Genomic DNA, 21,187 nt, shown 5'->3' on the forward strand with positions numbered 1-21,187 from the left:
ACACAGTTGGACATCGCCCGGCAAAGCTAGCAATATAAACAGCAAGACGACTTTGCCGCGTCCCGTGAATTAACCGGAGTGTGAGTAGTAATGGGTCAGGAAAAACTGTACATCGAAAAAGAACTGAGCTGGTTGTCCTTCAACGAGCGCGTCCTTCAGGAAGCGGCAGATAAAAGTAACCCGCTGATTGAGCGCATGCGTTTTCTGGGGATCTACTCCAACAACCTCGACGAATTCTATAAGGTTCGCTTTGCCGAGCTGAAGCGCCGCATCATCATTAGCGAAGAACAGGGTACGACCACGCATTCCCGCCATCTGCTGAGCAAAATCCAGGCCCGGGTGCTGAAGGCCGATCAGGAGTTCGACGGTCTGTACAACGAGCTGCTGCTGGAAATGGCGCGCAACCAAATCTTCCTGATTAACGAACGCCAGCTGTCCGTCAACCAACAGAGCTGGCTGCGTCATTACTTCAAACAGCACCTGCGCCAGCACATCACGCCCATTCTGCTGAACCGCGAAACCGACCTGGTGCAGTTCCTTAAAGATGACTACACCTACCTGGCGGTCGAAATCATTCGCGGCGACGAAATCAACTACGCGCTGCTGGAAATTCCGTCGGACAAAGTTCCGCGCTTTGTTAATCTGCCGCCGGAAACCCCACGCCGCCGTAAGCCGATGATCCTGCTGGATAACATTCTGCGCTACTGCCTGGACGATATCTTTAAGGGCTTCTTCGACTACGATGCCCTCAACGCCTACTCCATGAAAATGACCCGTGACGCCGAGTACGACTTGGTGCACGAGATGGAGTCGAGCCTGATGGAGCTCATGTCCTCGAGCCTCAAGCAGCGTCTGACCGCCGAGCCAGTGCGCTTTGTTTATCAGCGTGATATGCCGGACGCCATGGTCGAAATGCTGCGTAAAAAGCTGACGATCTCCCGCTACGATTCCATCGTGCCGGGCGGCCGCTATCATAACTTTAAAGATTTTATCGGCTTCCCGAACGTCGGCAAAGCTAACCTCGTCAACAAGCCGCTGCCGCGCCTGCGTCACGTCTGGTTCGATAAATTCCGCAACGGCTTTGACGCTATCCGCGAGCGCGACGTGCTGCTGTACTATCCGTACCACACGTTCGAGCACGTACTGGAGCTGCTGCGTCAGGCCTCGTTCGACCCCAACGTACTGGCGATTAAAATCAACATCTACCGCGTGGCCAAAGACTCGCGCATTATTGATGCCATGATCCACGCCGCGCACAACGGTAAGAAAGTCACGGTAGTGGTTGAGCTACAGGCTCGCTTCGACGAAGAAGCCAACATCCACTGGGCGAAACGCCTCACCGAAGCGGGCGTGCACGTTATTTTCTCCGCGCCGGGGCTGAAAATTCACGCCAAACTGTTCCTTGTATCACGTAAAGAAGGTGACGACGTGGTGCGCTACGCCCACATCGGCACCGGTAACTTTAACGAAAAAACTGCGCGTATTTATACCGACTACTCGCTGTTGACCGCCGACGCGCGCATCACCAACGAAGTCCGCCGGGTGTTTAACTTTATCGAGAACCCGTATCGCCCGGTCAACTTCGACTATCTGCTGGTGTCGCCGCAGAACTCGCGTCGTCTGCTGTACGAGATGATCGATCGCGAAATTGCCAACGCCCAGAACGGCATGGCGGCCGGGATCACCCTTAAGCTTAACAACCTGGTAGATAAAGGGCTGGTCGATCGCCTGTATGCCGCCTCCAGCACCGGCGTCCAGGTGAACCTGCTGATCCGCGGGATGTGCTCGTTAATTCCCGAACTGGAAGGGATCAGCGAAAATATTCGCGTTATCAGCATTGTCGATCGCTTCCTTGAGCACGATCGCGTCTATATTTTTGAGAACGGCGGCGATAAACGCGTTTATCTCTCTTCCGCTGACTGGATGACCCGTAACATCGACTACCGTATCGAAGTGGCGACGCCGCTGCTCGACCCGCGTCTGAAGCAACGGATCCTCGATATTATTGATATTCTGTTTAGCGACACGGTAAAGGCCCGCTTTATCGATAAAGAACTGAGTAATCGCTATGTTCCGCGCGGCAACCGACGCAAGGTCCGCGCGCAGCAGGCGATTTACGATTACCTCAAATCACTTGAACAACCTGACTAACCTATGCCAATAACAAGCAAAGCACCCCGGCCGCAGGAGTTTGCGGCGGTTGATCTTGGTTCAAACAGTTTTCACATGGTCATCGCGCGCGTGGTCGACGGCGCGATGCAGATCATCGGCCGTCTGAAGCAGCGCGTCCATCTGGCCGACGGTCTGAATGAAAACAACATGCTGAGCGAAGAGGCCATGGAACGCGGGCTGAGCTGCCTGTCGCTGTTCGCCGAGCGCCTGCAGGGCTTCTCCCCGTCCAGCGTGTGTATCGTGGGCACGCACTCGTTACGTCAGGCCGCTAACGCCACCGAGTTCCTCAAGCGGGCGGAAAAAGTTATCCCGTATCCCATCGAGATTATTTCCGGGAACGAAGAAGCGCGTCTGATTTTCATGGGCGTCGAGCACACACAGCCGGAAAAAGGCCGTAAGCTGGTGATTGATATCGGCGGCGGGTCAACCGAACTGGTCATTGGCGAAGATTTCGAGCCTAAGCTGGTAGAAAGCCGCCGCATGGGCTGCGTCAGCTTCGGCCAACAGTTCTTCCTTGCCGGCACCATTAACCGCGAAAACTTCCAGCGCGCACGCCTGGCGGCGGTGCAGAAGCTGGAAACCCTGGCATGGCAATACCGCATTCAAGGCTGGAGCGTCGCGATGGGCGCCTCCGGCACCATTAAGGCCGCGCATGAAGTGCTGGTTGAGATGGGCGAAAAAGACGGGTTTATCACCCCGGAGCGCCTGGAAAGGCTGGTCGAAGAGGTGCTGAAGTTCAAAAACTTCAGCAGCCTGAGCCTGCCTGGGCTGTCCGAAGAGCGTAAAGGCGTCTTCGTGCCGGGCCTGGCGATTCTCTGCGGCGTCTTCGACGCGCTGGCGATAAAAGAGCTGCGTTTATCCGACGGTGCGCTGCGCGAAGGCGTGCTGTACGAAATGGAAGGCCGCTTTCGCCACCAGGACGTGCGTAGCCGCACCGCCCAAAGCCTGGCGAACCAATACAACATCGATCGCGAGCAGGCCCAGCGGGTGCTGGAAACCACCATGCAAATGTACGACCAGTGGCTGGAACAGAACCCCAAGCTGGGCAATCCGCAGCTCAATGCGCTACTGAAGTGGGCTTCCATGCTGCATGAAGTGGGGCTGAATATTAACCACAGCGGCATGCACCGCCATTCGGCCTATATTCTGCAAAACAGTGACTTACCCGGTTTTAATCAGGAACAGCAGTACCTGATGGCGACGCTGGTGCGCTTCCACCGCAAAGCGATTAAGCTCGACGAGCTGCCGCGCTTTACGCTGTTTAAGAAGAAACAGTTCTTGCCGATGATCCAGCTGCTGCGCCTGGGCGTGCTGCTAAACAACCAGCGTCAGGCGACAACGACGCCGCCAACGCTGAAGCTGACAACCGAAGCGAACCACTGGACGCTGTGCTTCCCGTATGACTGGTTTACCCACAACGCGCTGGTCCTGCTCGATCTGGAAAAAGAGCAGGAATACTGGGAAAGCGTTACCGGCTGGCTGTTAAAAATCACCGAGGAGCGAGCACCCGACGAAACTGTCGCGGCTTGATTCCACGTTTTCGCTTGTCTTCACTGCCGCCAGCTCCTCCAGGGGAGCTGGCTTGCCAATGCTGTACCCCTGCAGATAATCAATGCCCAGCGCAATCGCCGCCTGATGAATAGCGTCGTTTTCCACGTACTCAGCGACTACGCGCATTTTCTTCATCCGCGCCAGATGGCAAATTGACGACACAATCTGGTAGTCCAGACTGCTGGTCGCAATATTGCGAATAAAGCTGCCGTCAATTTTGAGAATATCGGCGCTGATGTGCTTAAGCCGCGCGTAGCTGGCATAGCCCGTACCAAAGTCATCGATCGCCACCCGACAGCCCAGCTCCCGCAGTTCGCTCAGCGTGCGCCGCGCCTGCTCAACGTTGACCAACGAATGGCTTTCGGTGATCTCAAACACCAGCTGCCACGCCTCAATACCGTGCTGTTCCAACAGTTCGGCAACCCGTCGGGCAAACCCCAGCCCGCTCGCCGTGGAGGGCGCAAGATTCAGTGCCAGACGCATCCCCGGGTGACTTTCGCGGTGGCTGGCCATAAAGCGCAGCGTATTCTCCAGCACCCACAGATCGATACGCGACACCATACCAAACTCATGCGCCACCGGCAGGAACAGCGTCGGCGAAATCAGTTCGTCATCGTCCCCCAGCATACGCAGCAGCACTTCGTGATAGTCATCGCCGCGGATGCCGACAATCGGCTGCGCCATCAGGCGAAAGCGATCGTTCTCCAGCGCTTGCTGGACGCGGACCATCATCGCGATTTTATCTTTTAGCTCCTGCTGCAGATGCTGCGCTCCGCGACGCTGAAGGTTTTCCGCACGATCGGTCACCAGCGACAGTTCAGCCACCGTATTCAGTTCTCCCAGCATCAACGAAAGATGCGCCACCGGCGATTGAATGTAGCAGTAGCTGACGCCGATCTGCGGCTGTAACGGCATCCCGTTCCAGCTGTAGCGGAACAGCTTAAGGTGCGCATAGAGATCGTCAATACGCTCTTTGTAAGACTCCGTATGCAGAAGCACCGCCAGCTCACTGCCGTTCAGCTGGTACACCCCTTCGCCCGGGCGCAGCACTTCGCTCAGGTATTCCGCCAGGTTTTGTTTGTAGTTGATGCGCAGCATAATGCCGTAATGCCGCGTTAGCATCTCGAGATCCGGCATACGCAGGAAACAGAGCACCGACCACGGCGTGTGACTAATCGCCCGGCTCAGGGCCCGCATATTGGGCAGATTAACCACCGGGTCGATAAAGGCCATCCGTCGTACCCGCTCGTGAATCGCGCGCTGGCGGCTTGAGAGCATCGCCATGTAGGCAATAATAAACGAGAACACCAGGAAGCTGGACGAGGTGATCGCCAGCTGAACGCTGTAGCCCGCGCTGCGCGGCACGTAGTGGTAGTGATAGTGAATGGCCACAATCAGCATAATGGTCCAGACCACCGAAATAAAACGGTAGCCAAAACGCATGGAGCCCCAGAGCATGATCGGCAGCAGCAACGAGAGCGTGTAGTTTGTGCTGAAAATGGTGCTGGCGTTGTCCAGCGGTATCATCAGCATGGAAAAAATCCACACAACCGCGCCGCACCATACCGCCATTTCCGGCCACGTGACTTTAGGGTCGAAATCGCGGCGAACCTGAGAAATAAAGCTCCGAAGATAATAAGGGTTACGAATAAGCCTAATCAGCAAATAGCAGAGCGGCACGCCGGTCAAATAGCCCACCAGCAGCGCCTGGTAGTTGATCAGGTTACGCTGCGTAAGCGGTGAGGTCCACTGAGCATCGCTAAGGCTCGGATAGACGCCGATATACAATGTGAACTGTATCAGGAACATAAACAGCGTCGAGGGGACAAACATCTGCCAGAACAGCCGGTGTGCCATTAGCTGCATGTCGCCGTGCGACACCATCTTCCGCCCGCTGTGGAAATAATGGTAACCGCCCCAAGCAATCAGCGTGGGAATCAGAAACTGCAGCGTCAGGCCAATCTCTTCGACAATGTGCAGGTCGCGCGTTAAATACAGCCCCACGCCAGCGATGATACCCGGCAGCGCGCGCCAGCCAAAAAACAGCATCATGCACAACAGAAATGGCAACGGCAGATAATAAAGGTAGGTTTTTCCGCCACCAACATAAGTATACGTATTAGCAAATTTAATTATTGGCAATATCACCAGCGGCAAAATCAGCGGCAGACACCACCAACAATCGCGATATTGCTTATATATTTTACAGAAATTCATAGATGCTCTATAGATACCCCAAATCCAGCTGGGTATTTTCAGACAGGCATCCAACCTGGCTTAAAAAATCCACGAATTGAGATAATTCGCGGGTACGGCGAAGATTCTAGTTGTCGATAGCGAATGCAGCTTGATGTGAATCAAGAAACCGCGTACATGGAAACATTAAATCACGCTTTCTTGGCGCTAATCAGATTCTTAATTTGTTTTTGTGAATACGTATAATATCTTATATAACATTAATTAATGTTTTGCCTGACGGTTTTTTACATATTCCGCAATTGACCCCTGCGCGACTCTGTGCCTTAATGTAACCATCGCCCGTCTATGGGTATGACTAAAGGACCCCTTTGTGAGCCAGGTTACCAGCCTACGAAAACGACACCGATTTAACAGTCGAATGACCCGGATCGTGCTGCTTATCAGTTTTATCTTCTTCTTCGGACGCTTCGTCTACTCTTCCATCGGTGCGTGGCATCACCACCAGGACAAAAAAGAATCCCAGCAGAGCAGCCTTTCGCAGCCGACGCCTGCGGCCCAGAACGACGATCGTTAACCGCCCGTAAGATTCCTTAGCGGATGGCTAAGCCATCGCATTTAACCATCCGCTAAGGGATCTGCACAGTCCTTCGCCCTACGCTGTTTCGCTGCTTATCTCGTTGTGTGCATCATCGTTCGCCCCAGAATGTTTTTTTCTGTTAAGGGTACTTTACTTTTACACATTTGATAAATCAGCAAAAAATGTCAAGTCCATAAATCCGACACAATTAATATTCTACGTGAATATAAATAATTAAATACATCCATCATTTATCTATATTCAGAATATATTTTCTTGCGTGACTTTTTTATAAAGAGACTATCACCCTGCTTTTCATTATGTTTAAACCCGTATCCAAAGAGAAGCCGAATCGGTGAAAAAAGTTATTTTAGGTAGCCGGAAAGTTGCCGTAAAAGAAAATCATTCCGCTCTGCGGATATTACGTCTCGCTTTGCAATAAACGCATTACCTCGACAATCCCCTTGCTGAGAAGCTTATCCTGACGCATCACGATAGCCAGCTGCCGGTGCAACAACGGTGCAAGTGAGCACACGTACAGACCTTCGCGATCGCGAGGCTTATCGACCGCCATACGGGGAATAATGCTGTAGCCGAGACCCGCCGCCACCATTCGCTTAATGGCTTCAATGCTGCCAAGCTGCATTACAGGCCGCACCTCGACACCCGCAAGCCGGAACCAGCCGTCAATCAAATCACGCGTTCCGCTGCCCGCTTCAAAGGCAATCAACGGCAGCGCCCGCAGCACCTCGGGCGTCGCCTCTGCCAGCGGCGCCTGCGGGGAGGCGGCCATAATCAGCACGAATTCCTCACGCTGCGCAGGCATCACCTCCAGACTCCGGCCACCAGCGGGAAGCGTCACCAGCCCGATATCAAGCCGGTTTTCGTCAATTGCGCGCACGATATCCGGCGTATTACCGGTGGTCACTCTCACCGTCAGCTGCGGATAGCGAGCGCGCAGCTGCTGCAACAACGGTGGCAGCAGATGAATACATGCGGTGGCACCGGTGCCCAATGAAACCTCGCCATTTACGCTGTCGCTGCATTCATTAACCGACAGAAGCGCCTCGTTCACCGCGTGTTCAATCCGTTCGCCGTGTTTTAACAGCGCCATCCCCGCCGCCGTCGGCTTGATGCCGCGCCCGGTTCGCTCAATCAGCCTGGCCTGTAAAAACTGTTCAAGCTGGCGCACCTGTAAACTCACCGCGGGCTGCGAAAGCCCCAGCAGGTCGGCAGCGGCGGAAAAGCTACCGCGCTGCACTACCAGACGGAAGGTAGCCAGATTTCCCAGATTCAGCGTCGTCATGCAAAGTTTCTCTTATCAGGGTCATAAACAAAGGGCTCTGCCTGCACAATAGCGCGCGCGTTATGCTGCCAGCAACTGCATCACTCACGAGAAGATAATGAAAACACCTGCCGCACCGTTCTCCGTTACCCTCGCCGCCGGCGTCAATCAGCTGATCAACTGGGGGATCTCATTTTATATGCCGGGTACCTTTGCCCGGGCTATTGCTCAGGACACCGGCTGGCCGCCCACGCATATCTACGGCGGGCTCACGCTGGCGATGCTCACGATGGCGCTATTCTCGCCGTGGGTTGCCCGCCTGCTGGCCTATTCCGGCGGCCAGCGCGTGGTGATGGGCGGTACGCTGCTGATTGCCGTGGGCTGCCTGACGATGTCTGTCGTGCATAGCCTGGCCGGCTGGTATTGCGTCTGGTTTATTTCCGGCATCGGGATGCGTCTGGCGCTCTATGACGGCCTGTTCGCCGCACTGGTGAATCTTTACGGCCATCGGGCCAGGCCAACCATCTCTCGCGTAACGCTCGCGGGCGGGCTGGCCTCGGCGCTGTTCTGGCCGCTGGGCAGCGCACTGTTAATTCTGACCGACTGGCGCCATGCGCTGCTGGTTTATAGCCTGCTGGGGCTCATCAGCGCCCTGCTGCTGTGGCGAATGCCAAACCAAACGCTACCGAAGACTCCCGCGCGACAATCCGCATCAATTTCTTCTCAGGACCGGCGAATGGGCCTGCTGTATGCCGTATTGATTGCGCTGGTGACCTTTATTTCCAACGGCACCTCAACCCATCTGCCGGAGTTTATTGCGAGCCACGGTCTTCCCATCACCGTGGGCATACTGTGGGGAATCGGGCAGACCGGCGCACGCTTTCTGGAAGTCGCCTCAGGGTCGGCGCTTACGCCAATCAAACTGACGCTGCTCACCACGCTATTTATCCCGCTGTGCTTTGCCCTCGGTATCAGCAGCACGCATATTGCCTGGGCCGCGGGGGGGTTTATCTTTGGCTATGGGGCGATCAACGGCCTGACCACGGTGTTTAAGGCCACGCTGCCACTTCAGCTTTTCGCCGCCGAAGATTATGCCCGACGCACCGGTGTCCTGCTGATTCCTGCCCAACTGCTGGCCGCCATCTCGCCCTTTGCCTACGCCTGGCTGAACCAGACGATTGGGATTCGCGGCAGCCTTCACGTTTCCACCGTGCTGGCGCTGGTTGTCTTCGCGCTGGCGGCGACCATTGCGCTGTGCCAGACTGCTCACAGCACAAAAACGTGTAATAAATCACCCTATCGGCAAGGATAATCCTGATGCACCTGCAAACCGAACGCCTGATCCTGCGCCCCGTGGCCGTCACCGACCTTGATGCGCTTTATCGGATCTACGGCGATCCGGCAACCAACACCTTTAACCCTGCGGGTCCGCACGCCGATATTGAGCACTCACGCCGCGTGCTGACGGGCTGGCTTGCCCATCAGCAAACCTATGGCTTCGGCAACTGGGCTATGAGCCTACGCGACGCCCCGGCGCGGGTCATCGGCTTTGGCGGCGTGCGTATCGTCGAGTATCCCGACGGTCAGGTGAACAATCTTGGCTACCGCTTCTCCCCCGACGCATGGGGTAAAGGGCTGGCGACAGAGTTCGCTCTGGCCGCCGTGGACTATGCCTTTACCACGCTTGAGCTTGACGAGCTTGTGGGCATCGTACGCAAAAATCATCTGGCATCGCAGAAAGTACTGCTGAACTGTGGGTTAACGCTGGATAGGGAGATTGATGATGTGCCGGGGCAGGAGCCGAGCTTACTGTTTATACGACATCGCGGATAACCAGCGGCCCGGCACCAAAGGAGACGCTCTGCAGCGCGCATCATTAAGCCTTCATGCCGATACGCGTAAACACCCTATCAGGCTCAAACGGCAGCTGCGTGAGGCAGTCATAAAGGCCCATTAACGCTTTCGCTGTGCGCCCCTTTACGGCATACAGCAACATGGCCTGGTTGTGCAAACGGCGAACTTCGGTGCCTTCGGCATACTGTTCAATACCCTCGGCGAGCAAATCCCAGCCTTGATTGCCAAAGAAAACCAGACCATATGCTTTGAGAAGCACATCCCTGGCATGGACACTCAATGAATCACCACGCTTAATGGACTGCCGGTCAGGAAAAACGGCGTACGACGCATTTTTCCCGACCGCAAACTCCCGATCGGTGCGCATTTTGCTATAAAAGGCCGCCGCCAGTACCAGCGCAAAGATAAATCGATTCTGCGATCCTCCGTGACTTTGTTGAGCTTGCTCCTTCGGGAGCATGAGATTAGAACCCCGCGACACGATATAGGCCTCTTGCAGCTCGCGGCTCAGCTTCACAATGGCCCGAATATCTGAATGGGTCATATGTTTGGCAAAGAATGTCCCGCTCTGAATAAAAGAGCCCTGATAGCCAAACCACGTCTGCATCGTCGTGAAAATAGCGCGCTCGCACGACTCCGGGCTCAACGCGTCAAACGCGACGGGCACTTCCTGAATACCCAGTGGATTTAACGCACGCAAAAAACTGACCGTCATTTCCTGCGCCTCACGTCCTCGATTGTTCATCGCCGCGTACTCCAGCACGGCTTTATTGCATGACATATGTGCCGACAGTAAAGCTAGCAGGCTGTCCGGCACGGTAAGATGGTCATTGCCGTATGCACAGCATTGGTCAATAAAGTGGCACATTTTTCTTAGCGCAATCGTGGAAAACTCCTCGCGTATCGCCACCGGCGTGGTTTGTGCGTCATCCAACCGCGTTTTCTTGCGCCATAGCAGGTCCTGATGCGCTACCATCGAATCCATCATACGTTCCAGGCTATTTAACCTCAGGCCGAATCGCGTTTCTCCGCAAGACGTCCCCGACTCCCCCTCCTGACTATCAACCCAGTGCAGCATGTCTTTATACGCCCGACGATCGGCCACAGGAATACGATTGAGCAAGTCCTGCATCACCTCTTTACGCACCTTCTGGTGCAAAATTGATTTTTCCTGCTCGGCCCCTTCCCACACGGTAGACAGCAGACGCAAAGACGCGGCAGAGCCCGTTTTATCAAGCTGAGCCAACCCTTCCTGGCTCACGGACCAAAACGTATCGGGCAGCGCTGCCAGAATGGCCTTCGTCCACTGGGCGTTAAGCTTCATCGTCGCGGCGTTGGAAATATCAGAAAAGCGCTCTATGTCATCATTAAACTTGCTCTGGCGAATCCACCCTCGCAGCTCCCCGCGACGATCTTCTTCCACGGATAAAATGGCTTCAATGCGCGGTAAAACGCGTTTCGTTTCATATTCGAATAGTTTTCTCATCATGGCCTCACTGGCTTGCCTATTGCAGGCAGCCATTGCGCCGGTCACCTACGCAATAGCCACCTGAATAAATAACACGACTTTTTACCGGGCCGATTATTCAGCCTCTACCGCTTTAAACTGCATCTTACCCTTGCGGGACGCTTTCTCAGCGCGAAGCTTATCACGCGCTCTGCGGTTGCCCTGAAAACCATCATTGTTCCACTTTAGCCGTTGAACTTCGAAGTTGGCTAATGAGAGCGCTTCCTCCTCTGTCGATACTTTTCCATCCTGGATCAACACATGCGCCAGGGCGTGGGCGTGATCGAGTGCACCAAATTCAGCGATCGACTTCACGCCGTGATAATGATTGTTACCGGCGGTGTACAGGCCCTTATAGGGATTTTTTGGCGTTGTCATACTGGTCCTCCTCGTTGATGAGGAACCCAGTTTCCCATAGCGTTTATGCTGTATGGGTCACCTTCCCCCCGTTGTGCCCTATTAAATGCCATGCGCGATAAAAAAGCGCACGACCGCGGCCCGCCATCAGCGCAATACCGAGAAAGTCCGGGCAAAAAAAAGCCCGCTATTACGCGGGCTTAGAAGTGTTTACTCGGTTTACGTTTAGCGAGATGCCAGACGTTAAATTATTCCCACTCAATCGTCGCTGGCGGCTTACCGCTGATGTCATACACCACGCGGGAAATGCCGTTCACTTCGTTGATGATACGGTTAGACACCCGGCCTAAGAAGTCATACGGCAGGTGCGCCCAGTGCGCGGTCATAAAGTCGATGGTTTCTACCGCACGCAGGGAAACAACCCAGTCGTATTTGCGGCCATCGCCCATGACGCCAACGGAACGTACCGGCAGGAATACGGTGAACGCCTGGCTGACTTTGTTGTACAGGTCGGCTTTGTGCAGTTCTTCGATGAAGATAGCATCCGCGCGACGCAACAGGTCGCAGTACTCTTTCTTCACTTCGCCCAGCACGCGAACGCCGAGACCCGGCCCCGGGAACGGGTGACGGTACAGCATGTCGTACGGCAGGCCCAGCTCCAGACCAATCTTACGCACTTCGTCTTTGAACAGCTCACGCAGCGGTTCAACCAGACCCATCTTCATCTCTTTCGGCAGGCCGCCGACGTTATGGTGAGATTTGATGACGTGCGCTTTACCGGTAGCCGAAGCGGCAGATTCGATCACGTCAGGGTAGATAGTGCCCTGCGCCAGCCATTTCACGTCTTCCAGCTTCAGCGCTTCTTCGTCGAACACTTCAACGAATACGCGGCCGATGATCTTACGTTTCGCTTCCGGATCGTTCTCGCCTTTCAGCGCATCCAGGAAGCGCTGCTCACCTTCAACGTGAACGATATTCAGGCCGAAGTGGTCACCAAACATATCCATGACCTGCTGTGCTTCGTTCAGGCGCAGCAGACCGTTATCCACGAATACGCAGGTCAGGTTTTTGCCGATCGCACGGTGCAGCAGCATTGCGGTTACGGAGGAATCTACGCCGCCGGACAGGCCGAGGATCACTTTATCGTCGCCAACCTGCTCGCGAATGCGGGCAACGGCATCGTCGATAATTTTAGCCGGGGTCCACAGCGCTTCACACTGGCAGATGTCGCGTACAAAACGCTCCAGCATACGCAGGCCCTGACGGGTATGGGTCACTTCCGGGTGGAACTGCACGCCGTAGAAGCGTTTTTCTTCGTGCGCCATAATGGCGAACGGGCAGGTCTCGGTGCTGGCAACGGTGACGAAGCCTTCCGGGATCGCGGTCACTTTGTCGCCGTGGCTCATCCACACGTCGAGCAGCGGTTTACCGTCGGCGGTGAGGGCATCTTCAATACCGCGGATCAGCGCGCTGTCGGTCTGCACTTCAACCTGCGCATAGCCGAACTCACGCTCGGTGGAACTTTCAACGTGGCCGCCAAGCTGCATCGCCATGGTCTGCATGCCGTAGCACACGCCGAATACCGGAACACCTGCATTGAACACGTATTCTGGCGCGCGCGGGCTGTTTGCTTCGGTGGTGCTTTCCGGGCCGCCGGAGAGGATGATACCGCTCGGGTTGAACTCACGGATTTGTGCTTCAGTAACATCCCACGCCCACAGTTCACAGTAAACGCCCAGTTCACGTACGCGACGCGCTACCAGCTGGGTGTACTGCGATCCGAAATCGAGAATAAGAATGCGATGTTTATGAATATTGTCTGTCATTTGACGATCATTCCGAGGCAAGTGAAACAAAAACAAAACGCCCGGTTCAGAACCGGGCGCGGAAACTAATCAGGAGCCCAGACGGTAGTTCGGGGACTCTTTGGTGATGGTCACGTCGTGAACGTGGCTTTCCTGGATACCCGCACCGCTGATACGCACGAATTCAGCCTTCGTACGCAGCAGGTCGATGGTACCACAACCGGTCAGACCCATACAGGAGCGCAGGCCGCCCATCTGCTGGTGAATGATCTCTTTCAGGCGGCCTTTATAGGCTACGCGGCCTTCGATACCTTCCGGCACCAGTTTGTCCGCGGCGTTATCGCTCTGGAAGTAACGGTCAGAAGAACCTTTGGACATCGCGCCCAGAGAACCCATACCGCGATAAGACTTATAAGAACGCCCCTGATACAGTTCGATTTCGCCCGGGGATTCTTCGGTACCCGCCAGCATAGAGCCAACCATGACGGCAGCAGCGCCCGCGGCAATCGCTTTAGCGATGTCACCGGAAAAACGAATACCGCCGTCGGCGATAACCGGAATACCGGTGCCTTCCAGCGCTTCAACCGCGTCGGAAACGGCAGTGATCTGCGGTACACCGACGCCGGTCACGATACGAGTCGTACAAATGGAACCCGGGCCGATACCGACTTTCACTGCGCTGCAGCCGGCTTCAGCCAGCGCGCGGGCGCCCGCACCGGTCGCCACGTTACCGCCGATGATTTGCAGATCCGGGTATTTCGCACGGGTTTCACGAATGCGCTGCAGCACGCCTTCAGAGTGGCCGTGAGAGGAGTCAATCAGCAGCACGTCAACGCCAGCGGCAACCAGCGCATCAACGCGCTCTTCGTTGCCCGCACCCGCGCCCACCGCAGCACCAACGCGCAGACGGCCTTTTTCATCTTTACAGGCGTTCGGTTTACGTTCGGCTTTTTTGAAGTCTTTAACGGTAATCATGCCCAGCAGGTGGAAGCTATCGTCAACCACCAGCGCTTTTTCCACGCGACGTTCGTGCATTTTAGCGAACACCACTTCACGTGATTCACCTTCACGAACGGTAACCAGGCGCTCTTTCGGCGTCATATAAACGCTCACCGGCTGGCTCAGGTCGGTCACGAAGCGCACGTCACGGCCGGTGATGATGCCGACCAGTTCGTTGTCTTCGGTCACAACCGGATAGCCCGCGAAGCCGTTACGCTCGGTCAGCGCTTTAACTTCTTCCAGGGTGGTGGTCGGCAGCACGGTTTGCGGGTCGGTCACGACGCCGGACTCGTGTTTTTTCACGCGGCGAACTTCTTCCGCCTGACGCTCGATGGACATATTTTTGTGGATAAAACCGATGCCGCCTTCCTGTGCCAGGGCAATTGCCAGGCGCGCTTCAGTCACGGTGTCCATTGCCGCAGAGAGCATAGGAATGTTCAGACGAATAGTTTTGGTCAGCTGAGTGCTAAGGTCAGCCGTGTTCGGCAGAACGGTAGAATGAGCGGGAACGAGGAGGACGTCGTCAAACGTCAGGGCTTCTTTTGCGATACGTAGCATGGGCAATATCTCACCTGGGAGGTTATTAAATATTGCCGCGGCATTATACAGAGCGTAAGCGATTGCATCCACACTTTTTTGCATAAAAGGCTTGCACTCACCCGGCAGCAGGTTACTATCGACTGAATAACCTGCTGATTTAGAATTTGATCCCGCTCACATGTTATCTTCTCAAAGCCCCGCAATTTTTACCGTTAGCCGCCTGAATCAGTCGGTGCGCCTACTGCTCGAACGCGAGATGGGCCAGGTGTGGATAAGCGGCGAGATCTCTAACTTTACCCAGCCCTCTTCCGGCCACTGGTACTTCACTTTAAAAGACGATAACGCCCAGGTACGCTGCGCGATGTTCCGCAACAGCAACCGTCGGGTCACCTTCCGCCCGCAGCACGGGCAGCAGGTACTGGTGCGCGCCAACATTACGCTGTACGAACCGCGCGGCGACTACCAGATTATCGTCGAAAGTATGCAGCCTGCGGGCGAAGGGCTGTTGCAGCAAAAATATGAACAGCTCAAAGCGAAGCTACAGGCCGAAGGCTTGTTCGACCAGCAGTTCAAACAGCCGCTGCCCTCCCCGGCCCACTGCGTCGGGGTCATTACCTCGAAAACCGGCGCGGCGCTGCACGATATTCTCCACGTCCTTAAGCGTCGCGATCCGTCGCTGCCGGTGGTAATTTACCCCACTGCCGTGCAGGGCGACGATGCGCCGGGGCAGATTGTGCGCGCTATTGAGCTGGCAAACGCCCGCGGCGAGTGTGGCGTATTAATCGTCGGGCGCGGCGGCGGCTCGCTGGAAGATTTGTGGAGCTTTAACGACGAACGGGTGGCGCGGGCGATTTTCGCCAGCCGCATCCCGGTGGTCAGCGCCGTCGGCCACGAAACCGATGTCACCATCGCCGATTTCGTCGGCGATCTGCGCGCGCCAACGCCGTCGGCGGCGGCGGAAATCGTCAGCCGTAACCAGCAGGAGCTGCTGCGTCAGGTGCAAAATGCGCAGCAGCGTCTGGAAATGGCGATGGATTATTATCTGGCGAATCGCCACCGCCGCTTTACGCAAATTCAGCATCGGCTTCAGCAGCAGCACCCGCAGCTGCGTCTGGCGCGCCAGCAAACAACGTTGGAAAGGCTGCGTCAGCGCATGAGCGTCGCGCTGGAAAATCAGATCAAGCAAGCCAATCAGCGCCAGCAGCGCATGCTACAGCGGCTGAACCAGCAGAACCCGCAGCCGCGCATTCATCGCGCGCAGTCACGGGTGCAACAGCTGGAGTATCGACTGGCGGAAAATATTCGCGCGCGGCTAAGCGAGCAGCGCGAGCGCTTTGGCAATGCGGTCACCCATCTGGAAGCCGTCAGCCCGCTGGCTACGCTTGCCCGTGGCTACAGCGTCACGACCGCCAGCGATGGCAAAGTACTGAAGCAAACGAAGCAGGCGAAGGCGGGAGAGATGCTGACTACGCGTCTGGCAGACGGCTGGGTAGAAAGTGAAATCCGCACGGTCACCGCACAGAAGAAAACGCGAGCGCGTAAAAAAGCGTTGTAAGAGGCCGATGATAAGGCCAATGCCTGATGGCGCTTCGCTTATCAGGCCTACCGTCGGGCACAAACGCACGTAGGCCGGGTAAGGCGCAACCGCCGCCAGGCCTAAACGTGCTACCACCGTAAAATTATTCGCCGACCGGCACCCACTCCACCCGCTTTTTCGATATCAGGCCGTGGCCGTTCTGGCAGAAGTAGTCCACCGCGCCGCAGGCTTTCAACACCTCCAACGGTTTGTGGCATTCCGGGCAGCGCGCCTCCAGCGTAAAATCTTTCTCGCAGTGGTCGCAGTGTGCCTGGTTACCCAGCACCTCCAGCGAGGACTGACAGGTTGGGCAGATGAATTCCATGACGACTCCTTAACGCGGTTCTTGTGCCGCTATTTTACCACGACTCACCGCTCAATGGTCCCCGCGTAGCTGCTGCTGGATACGTAAAAGCGTCTCCACTTCCGCCATGCGCCGCTGAGTGAGTTTTGCCACTTCATCCGGCGCGCGGAAAAACAGGCTGCGCTTGCCGAGGATTTGCTCTGCGAGACAGTGCGCATAAATGGCACCCGGTCGCGCCCAGCGCATCACGCGATCGCCATCAATCAGCTCCACGCTTTCACCACCGGGGGCACGGGTCTGACTGATAATACGTCCATCGCGCAGATAAATACGGATCCCTTTGCGCTCAACGCCCGGCCCGGCGTATTTGTTCAGCCATAGGTTAACCGGAATATGGCCCAGCGTGCCTTTGAGGTGCGCCTCCCCTTCCGCCGTTTCGGTATCGCCATACACGATAGGCCGCCCCAGCCGGTCTTTCACCTGTTCCGCCACCAGTTGGATCTCATCGCTACCGCCGAGATAGCGCACCGTCTCACGCATCATCGCCAGCACATGAGTGCCAATGTCGGCAATCACGCCGTCAGGGTGGCGTAGCTGGCGGGTATCGGGCTCGCCGGTGGCAAAATTCAGCGCGATCGGCTCACCGGCGGCGTTAAAGCCACTCGGCTCCAGCAGAAAGCCATCAAGGCTAACAATATCGGCCAGCGAGGCGACCGGCGCTCGGCCAATCGCGGCGCCGCGTTCAGGACTCCAGCGGGCGTCCATATTTCCCTGCGCCAGACACAGCGCGCCGTCACGGGCCATCCAGTGATCCAACGCCAGCACGCGGCACGCGTTTTCCGGCACCATAAGCAGGCGGCGGAGGTCGGTAAGCTGAGCCAGCGTGGCGGCAATCGGCTTCTCCACCACAATACGCGGAATCGACGAACGCAGCGCCTGTTCGAGCACCGGCAGATGCTGAAGCGAAATGGTGGTAATAAACAACGTATCAATAGGTTGCGCCAGCAGCGCGGCAAGAGAATCACAGGGCGTCACGCCCGGCAGCAACCGCTGCGGGTTGCGGTCATAGCCCCAGAGCGCCGTGACGGGCAGCGACAGCGCCTTCAGGGCCGGGAGATACGCCGTCTCAACCACCGCCCCCAGGCCAACAAATCCAATATTCATCGCATCGACTCATGTGCAGGAAAACGAGATAGCGGCATTATGCATGAAGCGCCAGCGCAGAAAATTGTCCGCGATGGCGTATTGCGGTTATCGCACGGCGCACAGGCGCTCAAACCCAGCCGCCAGATCGGTTTTCAGATCGTCCATGTCTTCCAGCCCGACCTGAATACGCAACGTCAGCCCGCCAGGCTGCCAGCGCGTGGCGGTGCGGTAGTCCGCGCAGTTGAAGGGAATAATCAGACTTTCAAAACCACCCCATGAATAGCCCATCGCAAAAATACGCATATGATCCAACATGTTTGCCACGCCCGCACGGGTGAACTCCGGCTTCAGCACCAGCGAAAACAGCCCGGTAGACCCGGTGAAATCGCGCTTCCAGAGCTCATGGCCCGGGCATTCAGGCAGCGCCGGGTGCAGCACCCTCATCACTTCCGGCCGCGTTTGCAGCCAGCGCGCCATCTCCAGACCGCGCTGTTCAGCTTCTTTAACGCGCAGATGCAGCGTGCGCAGCCCGCGTAGCGCCAGGAAGCAGTCTTCAGCACCGGGCAGCATCGCCATCAGGTCGTAGGTTTTTCGCAGTTGGGGCCACCAGGCCTCATTCGCCGAGACCAGACCCATCAGCAGATCAGAGTGACCGCCGAGGTACTTCGTTCCCGCCTCAAGCGCGAGGTCGCAGCCGTGCTCGTGGGCACGGAAGAAAATGGGTGTCGCCCAGGTATTGTCGATGATGGTCGCAATCCCCCGCGCTTTCGCCGCCCGCGTCATCGCCGGAACATCCTGAATTTCAAAGCTCTGCGAACCGGGAGACTCAAGGAACAGCGTGGTCGTGTTCGCCCGGAAGAGCGAAGCGATATTGGCCCCGATCAGCGGGTCGTAGTAGGTGGTTTCAATCCCCATTTTTGCCAGCATACCGGCGCAGAAGTTGCGGGTCGGGCGGTACACGCTGTCGGGCATCAGCAGGTGATCGCCTGCTTTCAGCGTGGTCAGCAGCGCCAGAGAAATCGCCCCCAGCCCCGATGGCGACAACACCGTTCCGGCGGCCCCCGCCAGCGCGCTCCAGGCGTTTTCCAGACTGGCGATGGTCGGCGTTCCCATCGTGCCGTAGTTAAACTCGGCGCGATTATGTTCCAGATCGTCAACCGTCGGGAAAACCACCGTTGAGCCGCGATAAATCGGCGCATTAACAAACCCCGCCTGGCGGGTGGTGTCCCGACCAAGCTGAGTGAGCTGCGTACTGATATTTAAATCGGAAGTGGAGCGATGTCCCATAACTTACCTCGTACCGTTCAGCGGCCGTGCCGACGCGAAATAGCGTTACTCGTTACCCCATTGATTGAGGAATTCTGCAATATCATCAATACGCTGTGCTTTAATGCCCGCCGCAACGGCCATCTCCTGCTGCGCCTCTTCGCTGATCTCTTCGTTGTTCATTAAGCGCGTAATAAGCAGCTGGAAATAGTGCGCCAGCGCGTCGCGTTCGTCATCGCCGACGGCCTGAGCGGCTTCGGTCGCATATTCATCGACGATGTCATAAAATTTCAGCGGGATTTCGTTAGTCATAACACAGCTCCTGGAATGAATGCCTGCAAAACGGTGACTATCCTACGTTAAGCGCTACGAGGTCAACGGCCGTTTGCATACTCGCCACGGATTTACTCCACGTTCACCTTCACTTTCGGTTTTGACAGCAGGATTTTCACAAATTCGGTAAATTTAACCGGCTTATAGAAATAGTATCCCTGCTGGAAGGTAATCTCGTTTTTGTTGAGGTAGTCGAGCTGCGCCTTTGTTTCAACGCCTTCGGCCACAATGCTGAGCGAGAGCTTACGGGCCAGATCCAGCACGCAATCGAGGATCCGCGTCGAATCCGGGTCTTCGTTGACCCGGGCGACAAAACCTTGATCGATTTTAATATAATCAATATGTAAATCATGGAGATATGACAATCCCGAGTACCCGGTACCGAAATCATCCAGGGCGATCACGAAACCCACTTTATGCAACGTATTCAGCGTCTGTATTAACGCTTCATCAACGTGCAGGGGTTCACGCTCGGTCACCTCAAGCACCAGGTTAAGATCCTGACGCAAGAAGCTTTCTTTAAACCGCAGGCACTCGTCGACAAAATCCGGTCGCGAGATATGCGATGCGCTGAAGTTAATGCCGACATGAAAACCTTCCGGCAGCTTGACGGCGATCGCATTCATATTAGCGACCACCTGCGCCATCAGGCTTTGCGTCAGCGATACGATCAGCCCGGTTTTCTCTGCCAGGGGAATAAACGATGCCGGGGAGAGATACCCGGCACGCGGATGCTTCCAGCGCGCAAGAACCTCAACACCGCGCAGCGTCCCCTCCCTGCCGTTCACCACCATATGGTAAAAAGGAACAATTTCGCCGCGGCGAATCGCCCGACGTAGCCGTTCTTCCGGCGTCACGTCTTTATTAAGGTATTTATTGAGGACGTAGGCCGTCACGATGGAAATAAACAGCAGAAATAACAGAATGCCCAGCCCGTGCGCGATCAGCCGTTGCAGACTCCATAGCGGCGGTTGACGGTAGACAATGCTAAAAGGATATTTTTCGGAATTGACCTGCGCGTTATAGGTTAGGTTGCCCGCTAGCGCCGTCACATCATCAGAAACACCAATCGCGGCATCGTTCACCCTTAGGGCATAGTTGACCCCTTTTAGCGGTACGCTGAGCGCGCTGCGAATATGCCGATCGCTGATGGTCACCAGAATATGGCTATCGTCAAATTGCGTGTTATAGATCAGCACCGGTTGCCCGTTCGCCATGTCGACGGCGGGCGCCAGCAACAAATGGCTTGCCGATAACGGCGGGACCGTCGAGAGCATAATGCGGTTACCCGGTAGCGACGAACACCACACCGCTCCCCGTTTGATAATGACGACGGTACGTAAATGCGGTTCCAGCGCGGCATCAATGCCAAGCCGATACTGGCCATCCAGATCGCATCCCGTCGCCGCGATATTCATCGCCGTTTGAGTCGCCCGTGCCGCTTCATCCAGAATAAGATTGATACTCTTTGCCGCATATTGCGCGCCGCTGAGGCTTTCAGCGCGCGAGGAAAACCAGAGTTGGGTATTCAAAATAAACACTCCGGTCAGAAAAAGACTGACCGCGGCGATTGTGGGCAGAAGTGCGTTGCGCATAGTGACGTCCCGGGCGAAAGAAGCGATTTCCTCCTGCTGACACCTGTTCGCTAACAGCGGCGAATACCAAAATCATGGTTGAAAGAATCGGATATCGCCATCACCCAATCCTATTTAACGC

The 21,187-nt window shown here is 56.0% G+C and carries 17 protein-coding genes; 6 read left to right on the forward strand and 11 right to left on the reverse strand.

Annotated features, from left to right (window positions below; genetic code table 11):
- The first annotated feature begins 90 nt into the window (after positions 1-90).
- Both ppk1 and ppx read left to right on the forward strand, forming a co-directional pair.
- Positions 91-2,151: a polyphosphate kinase 1 gene (gene ppk1 / locus V6942_RS15220; protein WP_106924129.1), complete on the forward strand. Its 2,061-nt coding sequence runs from the start codon at positions 91-93 to the stop codon at positions 2,149-2,151.
- A 3-nt stretch (positions 2,152-2,154) separates the two neighbouring features.
- Positions 2,155-3,702 (forward strand): exopolyphosphatase, encoded by a 1,548-nt coding sequence (gene ppx, locus V6942_RS15225; protein WP_106924128.1) that lies wholly within the window; start codon positions 2,155-2,157, stop codon positions 3,700-3,702.
- Here the strand turns inward: ppx and V6942_RS15230 are convergent.
- A complete protein-coding gene (locus V6942_RS15230) occupies positions 3,655-5,940 on the reverse strand; it encodes an EAL domain-containing protein (protein WP_182967293.1) in 2,286 nt (761 codons plus the stop codon). The genes ppx and V6942_RS15230 overlap by 48 nt on opposite strands.
- Before the next feature lie 352 nt (positions 5,941-6,292).
- Between V6942_RS15230 and V6942_RS15235 the strand changes: the two genes are divergently transcribed.
- Positions 6,293-6,496: a YfgG family protein gene (locus V6942_RS15235; protein ID WP_106924126.1), complete on the forward strand. Its 204-nt coding sequence runs from the start codon at positions 6,293-6,295 to the stop codon at positions 6,494-6,496.
- A gap of 424 nt (positions 6,497-6,920) precedes the next feature.
- Here V6942_RS15235 and V6942_RS15240 read toward each other — a convergent pair whose 3' ends face one another.
- Complete coding sequence (locus V6942_RS15240; protein ID WP_333501429.1) at positions 6,921-7,805, reverse strand: LysR family transcriptional regulator; 885 nt, start codon at positions 7,803-7,805, stop codon at positions 6,921-6,923.
- 97 nt (positions 7,806-7,902) lie between these two features.
- Between V6942_RS15240 and V6942_RS15245 the strand changes: the two genes are divergently transcribed.
- Complete coding sequence (locus V6942_RS15245) at positions 7,903-9,096, forward strand: MFS transporter (RefSeq protein WP_333501430.1); 1,194 nt, start codon at positions 7,903-7,905, stop codon at positions 9,094-9,096.
- Between the two features lie 5 nt (positions 9,097-9,101).
- Complete coding sequence (locus V6942_RS15250) at positions 9,102-9,617, forward strand: GNAT family N-acetyltransferase (RefSeq protein WP_333501431.1); 516 nt, start codon at positions 9,102-9,104, stop codon at positions 9,615-9,617.
- A gap of 43 nt (positions 9,618-9,660) precedes the next feature.
- Here V6942_RS15250 and V6942_RS15255 read toward each other — a convergent pair whose 3' ends face one another.
- From V6942_RS15255 to guaB, 4 genes are all read right to left on the reverse strand, one after another.
- On the reverse strand, positions 9,661-11,172 hold the full coding sequence (locus V6942_RS15255) for a hypothetical protein (protein WP_333501432.1): 1,512 nt from the start codon (positions 11,170-11,172) through the stop codon (positions 9,661-9,663).
- Between the two features lie 48 nt (positions 11,173-11,220).
- A complete protein-coding gene (locus V6942_RS15260; RefSeq protein WP_333501433.1) occupies positions 11,221-11,523 on the reverse strand; it encodes a hypothetical protein in 303 nt (100 codons plus the stop codon).
- Between the two features lie 227 nt (positions 11,524-11,750).
- A complete protein-coding gene (gene guaA / locus V6942_RS15265; protein ID WP_106924121.1) occupies positions 11,751-13,328 on the reverse strand; it encodes a glutamine-hydrolyzing GMP synthase in 1,578 nt (525 codons plus the stop codon).
- A gap of 69 nt (positions 13,329-13,397) precedes the next feature.
- Positions 13,398-14,864 carry an IMP dehydrogenase gene (guaB, locus tag V6942_RS15270; protein ID WP_106924120.1) on the reverse strand — a complete coding sequence of 489 codons (1,467 nt, stop codon included), beginning with the start codon at positions 14,862-14,864 and terminating at the stop codon, positions 13,398-13,400.
- A gap of 160 nt (positions 14,865-15,024) precedes the next feature.
- On the opposite strand from guaB, the gene xseA reads away from it, so the two are divergent.
- Positions 15,025-16,401, forward strand: a complete 1,377-nt coding sequence (gene xseA, locus V6942_RS15275) for an exodeoxyribonuclease VII large subunit (RefSeq protein WP_333501434.1) — start codon at positions 15,025-15,027, stop codon at positions 16,399-16,401.
- Positions 16,402-16,525: 124 nt separating this feature from the next.
- Here xseA and V6942_RS15280 read toward each other — a convergent pair whose 3' ends face one another.
- The 5 genes from V6942_RS15280 to V6942_RS15300 form a co-directional block, all read right to left on the reverse strand.
- The gene (locus tag V6942_RS15280; RefSeq protein WP_106924118.1) at positions 16,526-16,747 is read right to left on the reverse strand and encodes a zinc ribbon domain-containing protein; all 222 of its coding nucleotides are present in this window, start codon (positions 16,745-16,747) and stop codon (positions 16,526-16,528) included.
- Between the two features lie 51 nt (positions 16,748-16,798).
- Complete coding sequence (locus V6942_RS15285; RefSeq protein WP_333501435.1) at positions 16,799-17,890, reverse strand: Gfo/Idh/MocA family oxidoreductase; 1,092 nt, start codon at positions 17,888-17,890, stop codon at positions 16,799-16,801.
- A gap of 87 nt (positions 17,891-17,977) precedes the next feature.
- Entirely contained in the window at positions 17,978-19,159 is a 1,182-nt protein-coding gene (gene metC, locus V6942_RS15290) for a cystathionine beta-lyase (protein WP_182930195.1), read from the reverse strand.
- A 45-nt stretch (positions 19,160-19,204) separates the two neighbouring features.
- Positions 19,205-19,450: a DUF2543 family protein gene (locus V6942_RS15295; protein WP_106924115.1), complete on the reverse strand. Its 246-nt coding sequence runs from the start codon at positions 19,448-19,450 to the stop codon at positions 19,205-19,207.
- A 92-nt stretch (positions 19,451-19,542) separates the two neighbouring features.
- Complete coding sequence (locus tag V6942_RS15300; RefSeq protein WP_333501436.1) at positions 19,543-21,066, reverse strand: EAL domain-containing protein; 1,524 nt, start codon at positions 21,064-21,066, stop codon at positions 19,543-19,545.
- Positions 21,067-21,187 lie beyond the last annotated feature (121 nt).

The sequence above is a fragment of the Kluyvera genomosp. 2 genome (genome assembly GCF_036759865.1).
Classification (GTDB): Bacteria; Pseudomonadota; Gammaproteobacteria; order Enterobacterales; family Enterobacteriaceae; genus Kluyvera; species Kluyvera ascorbata_B.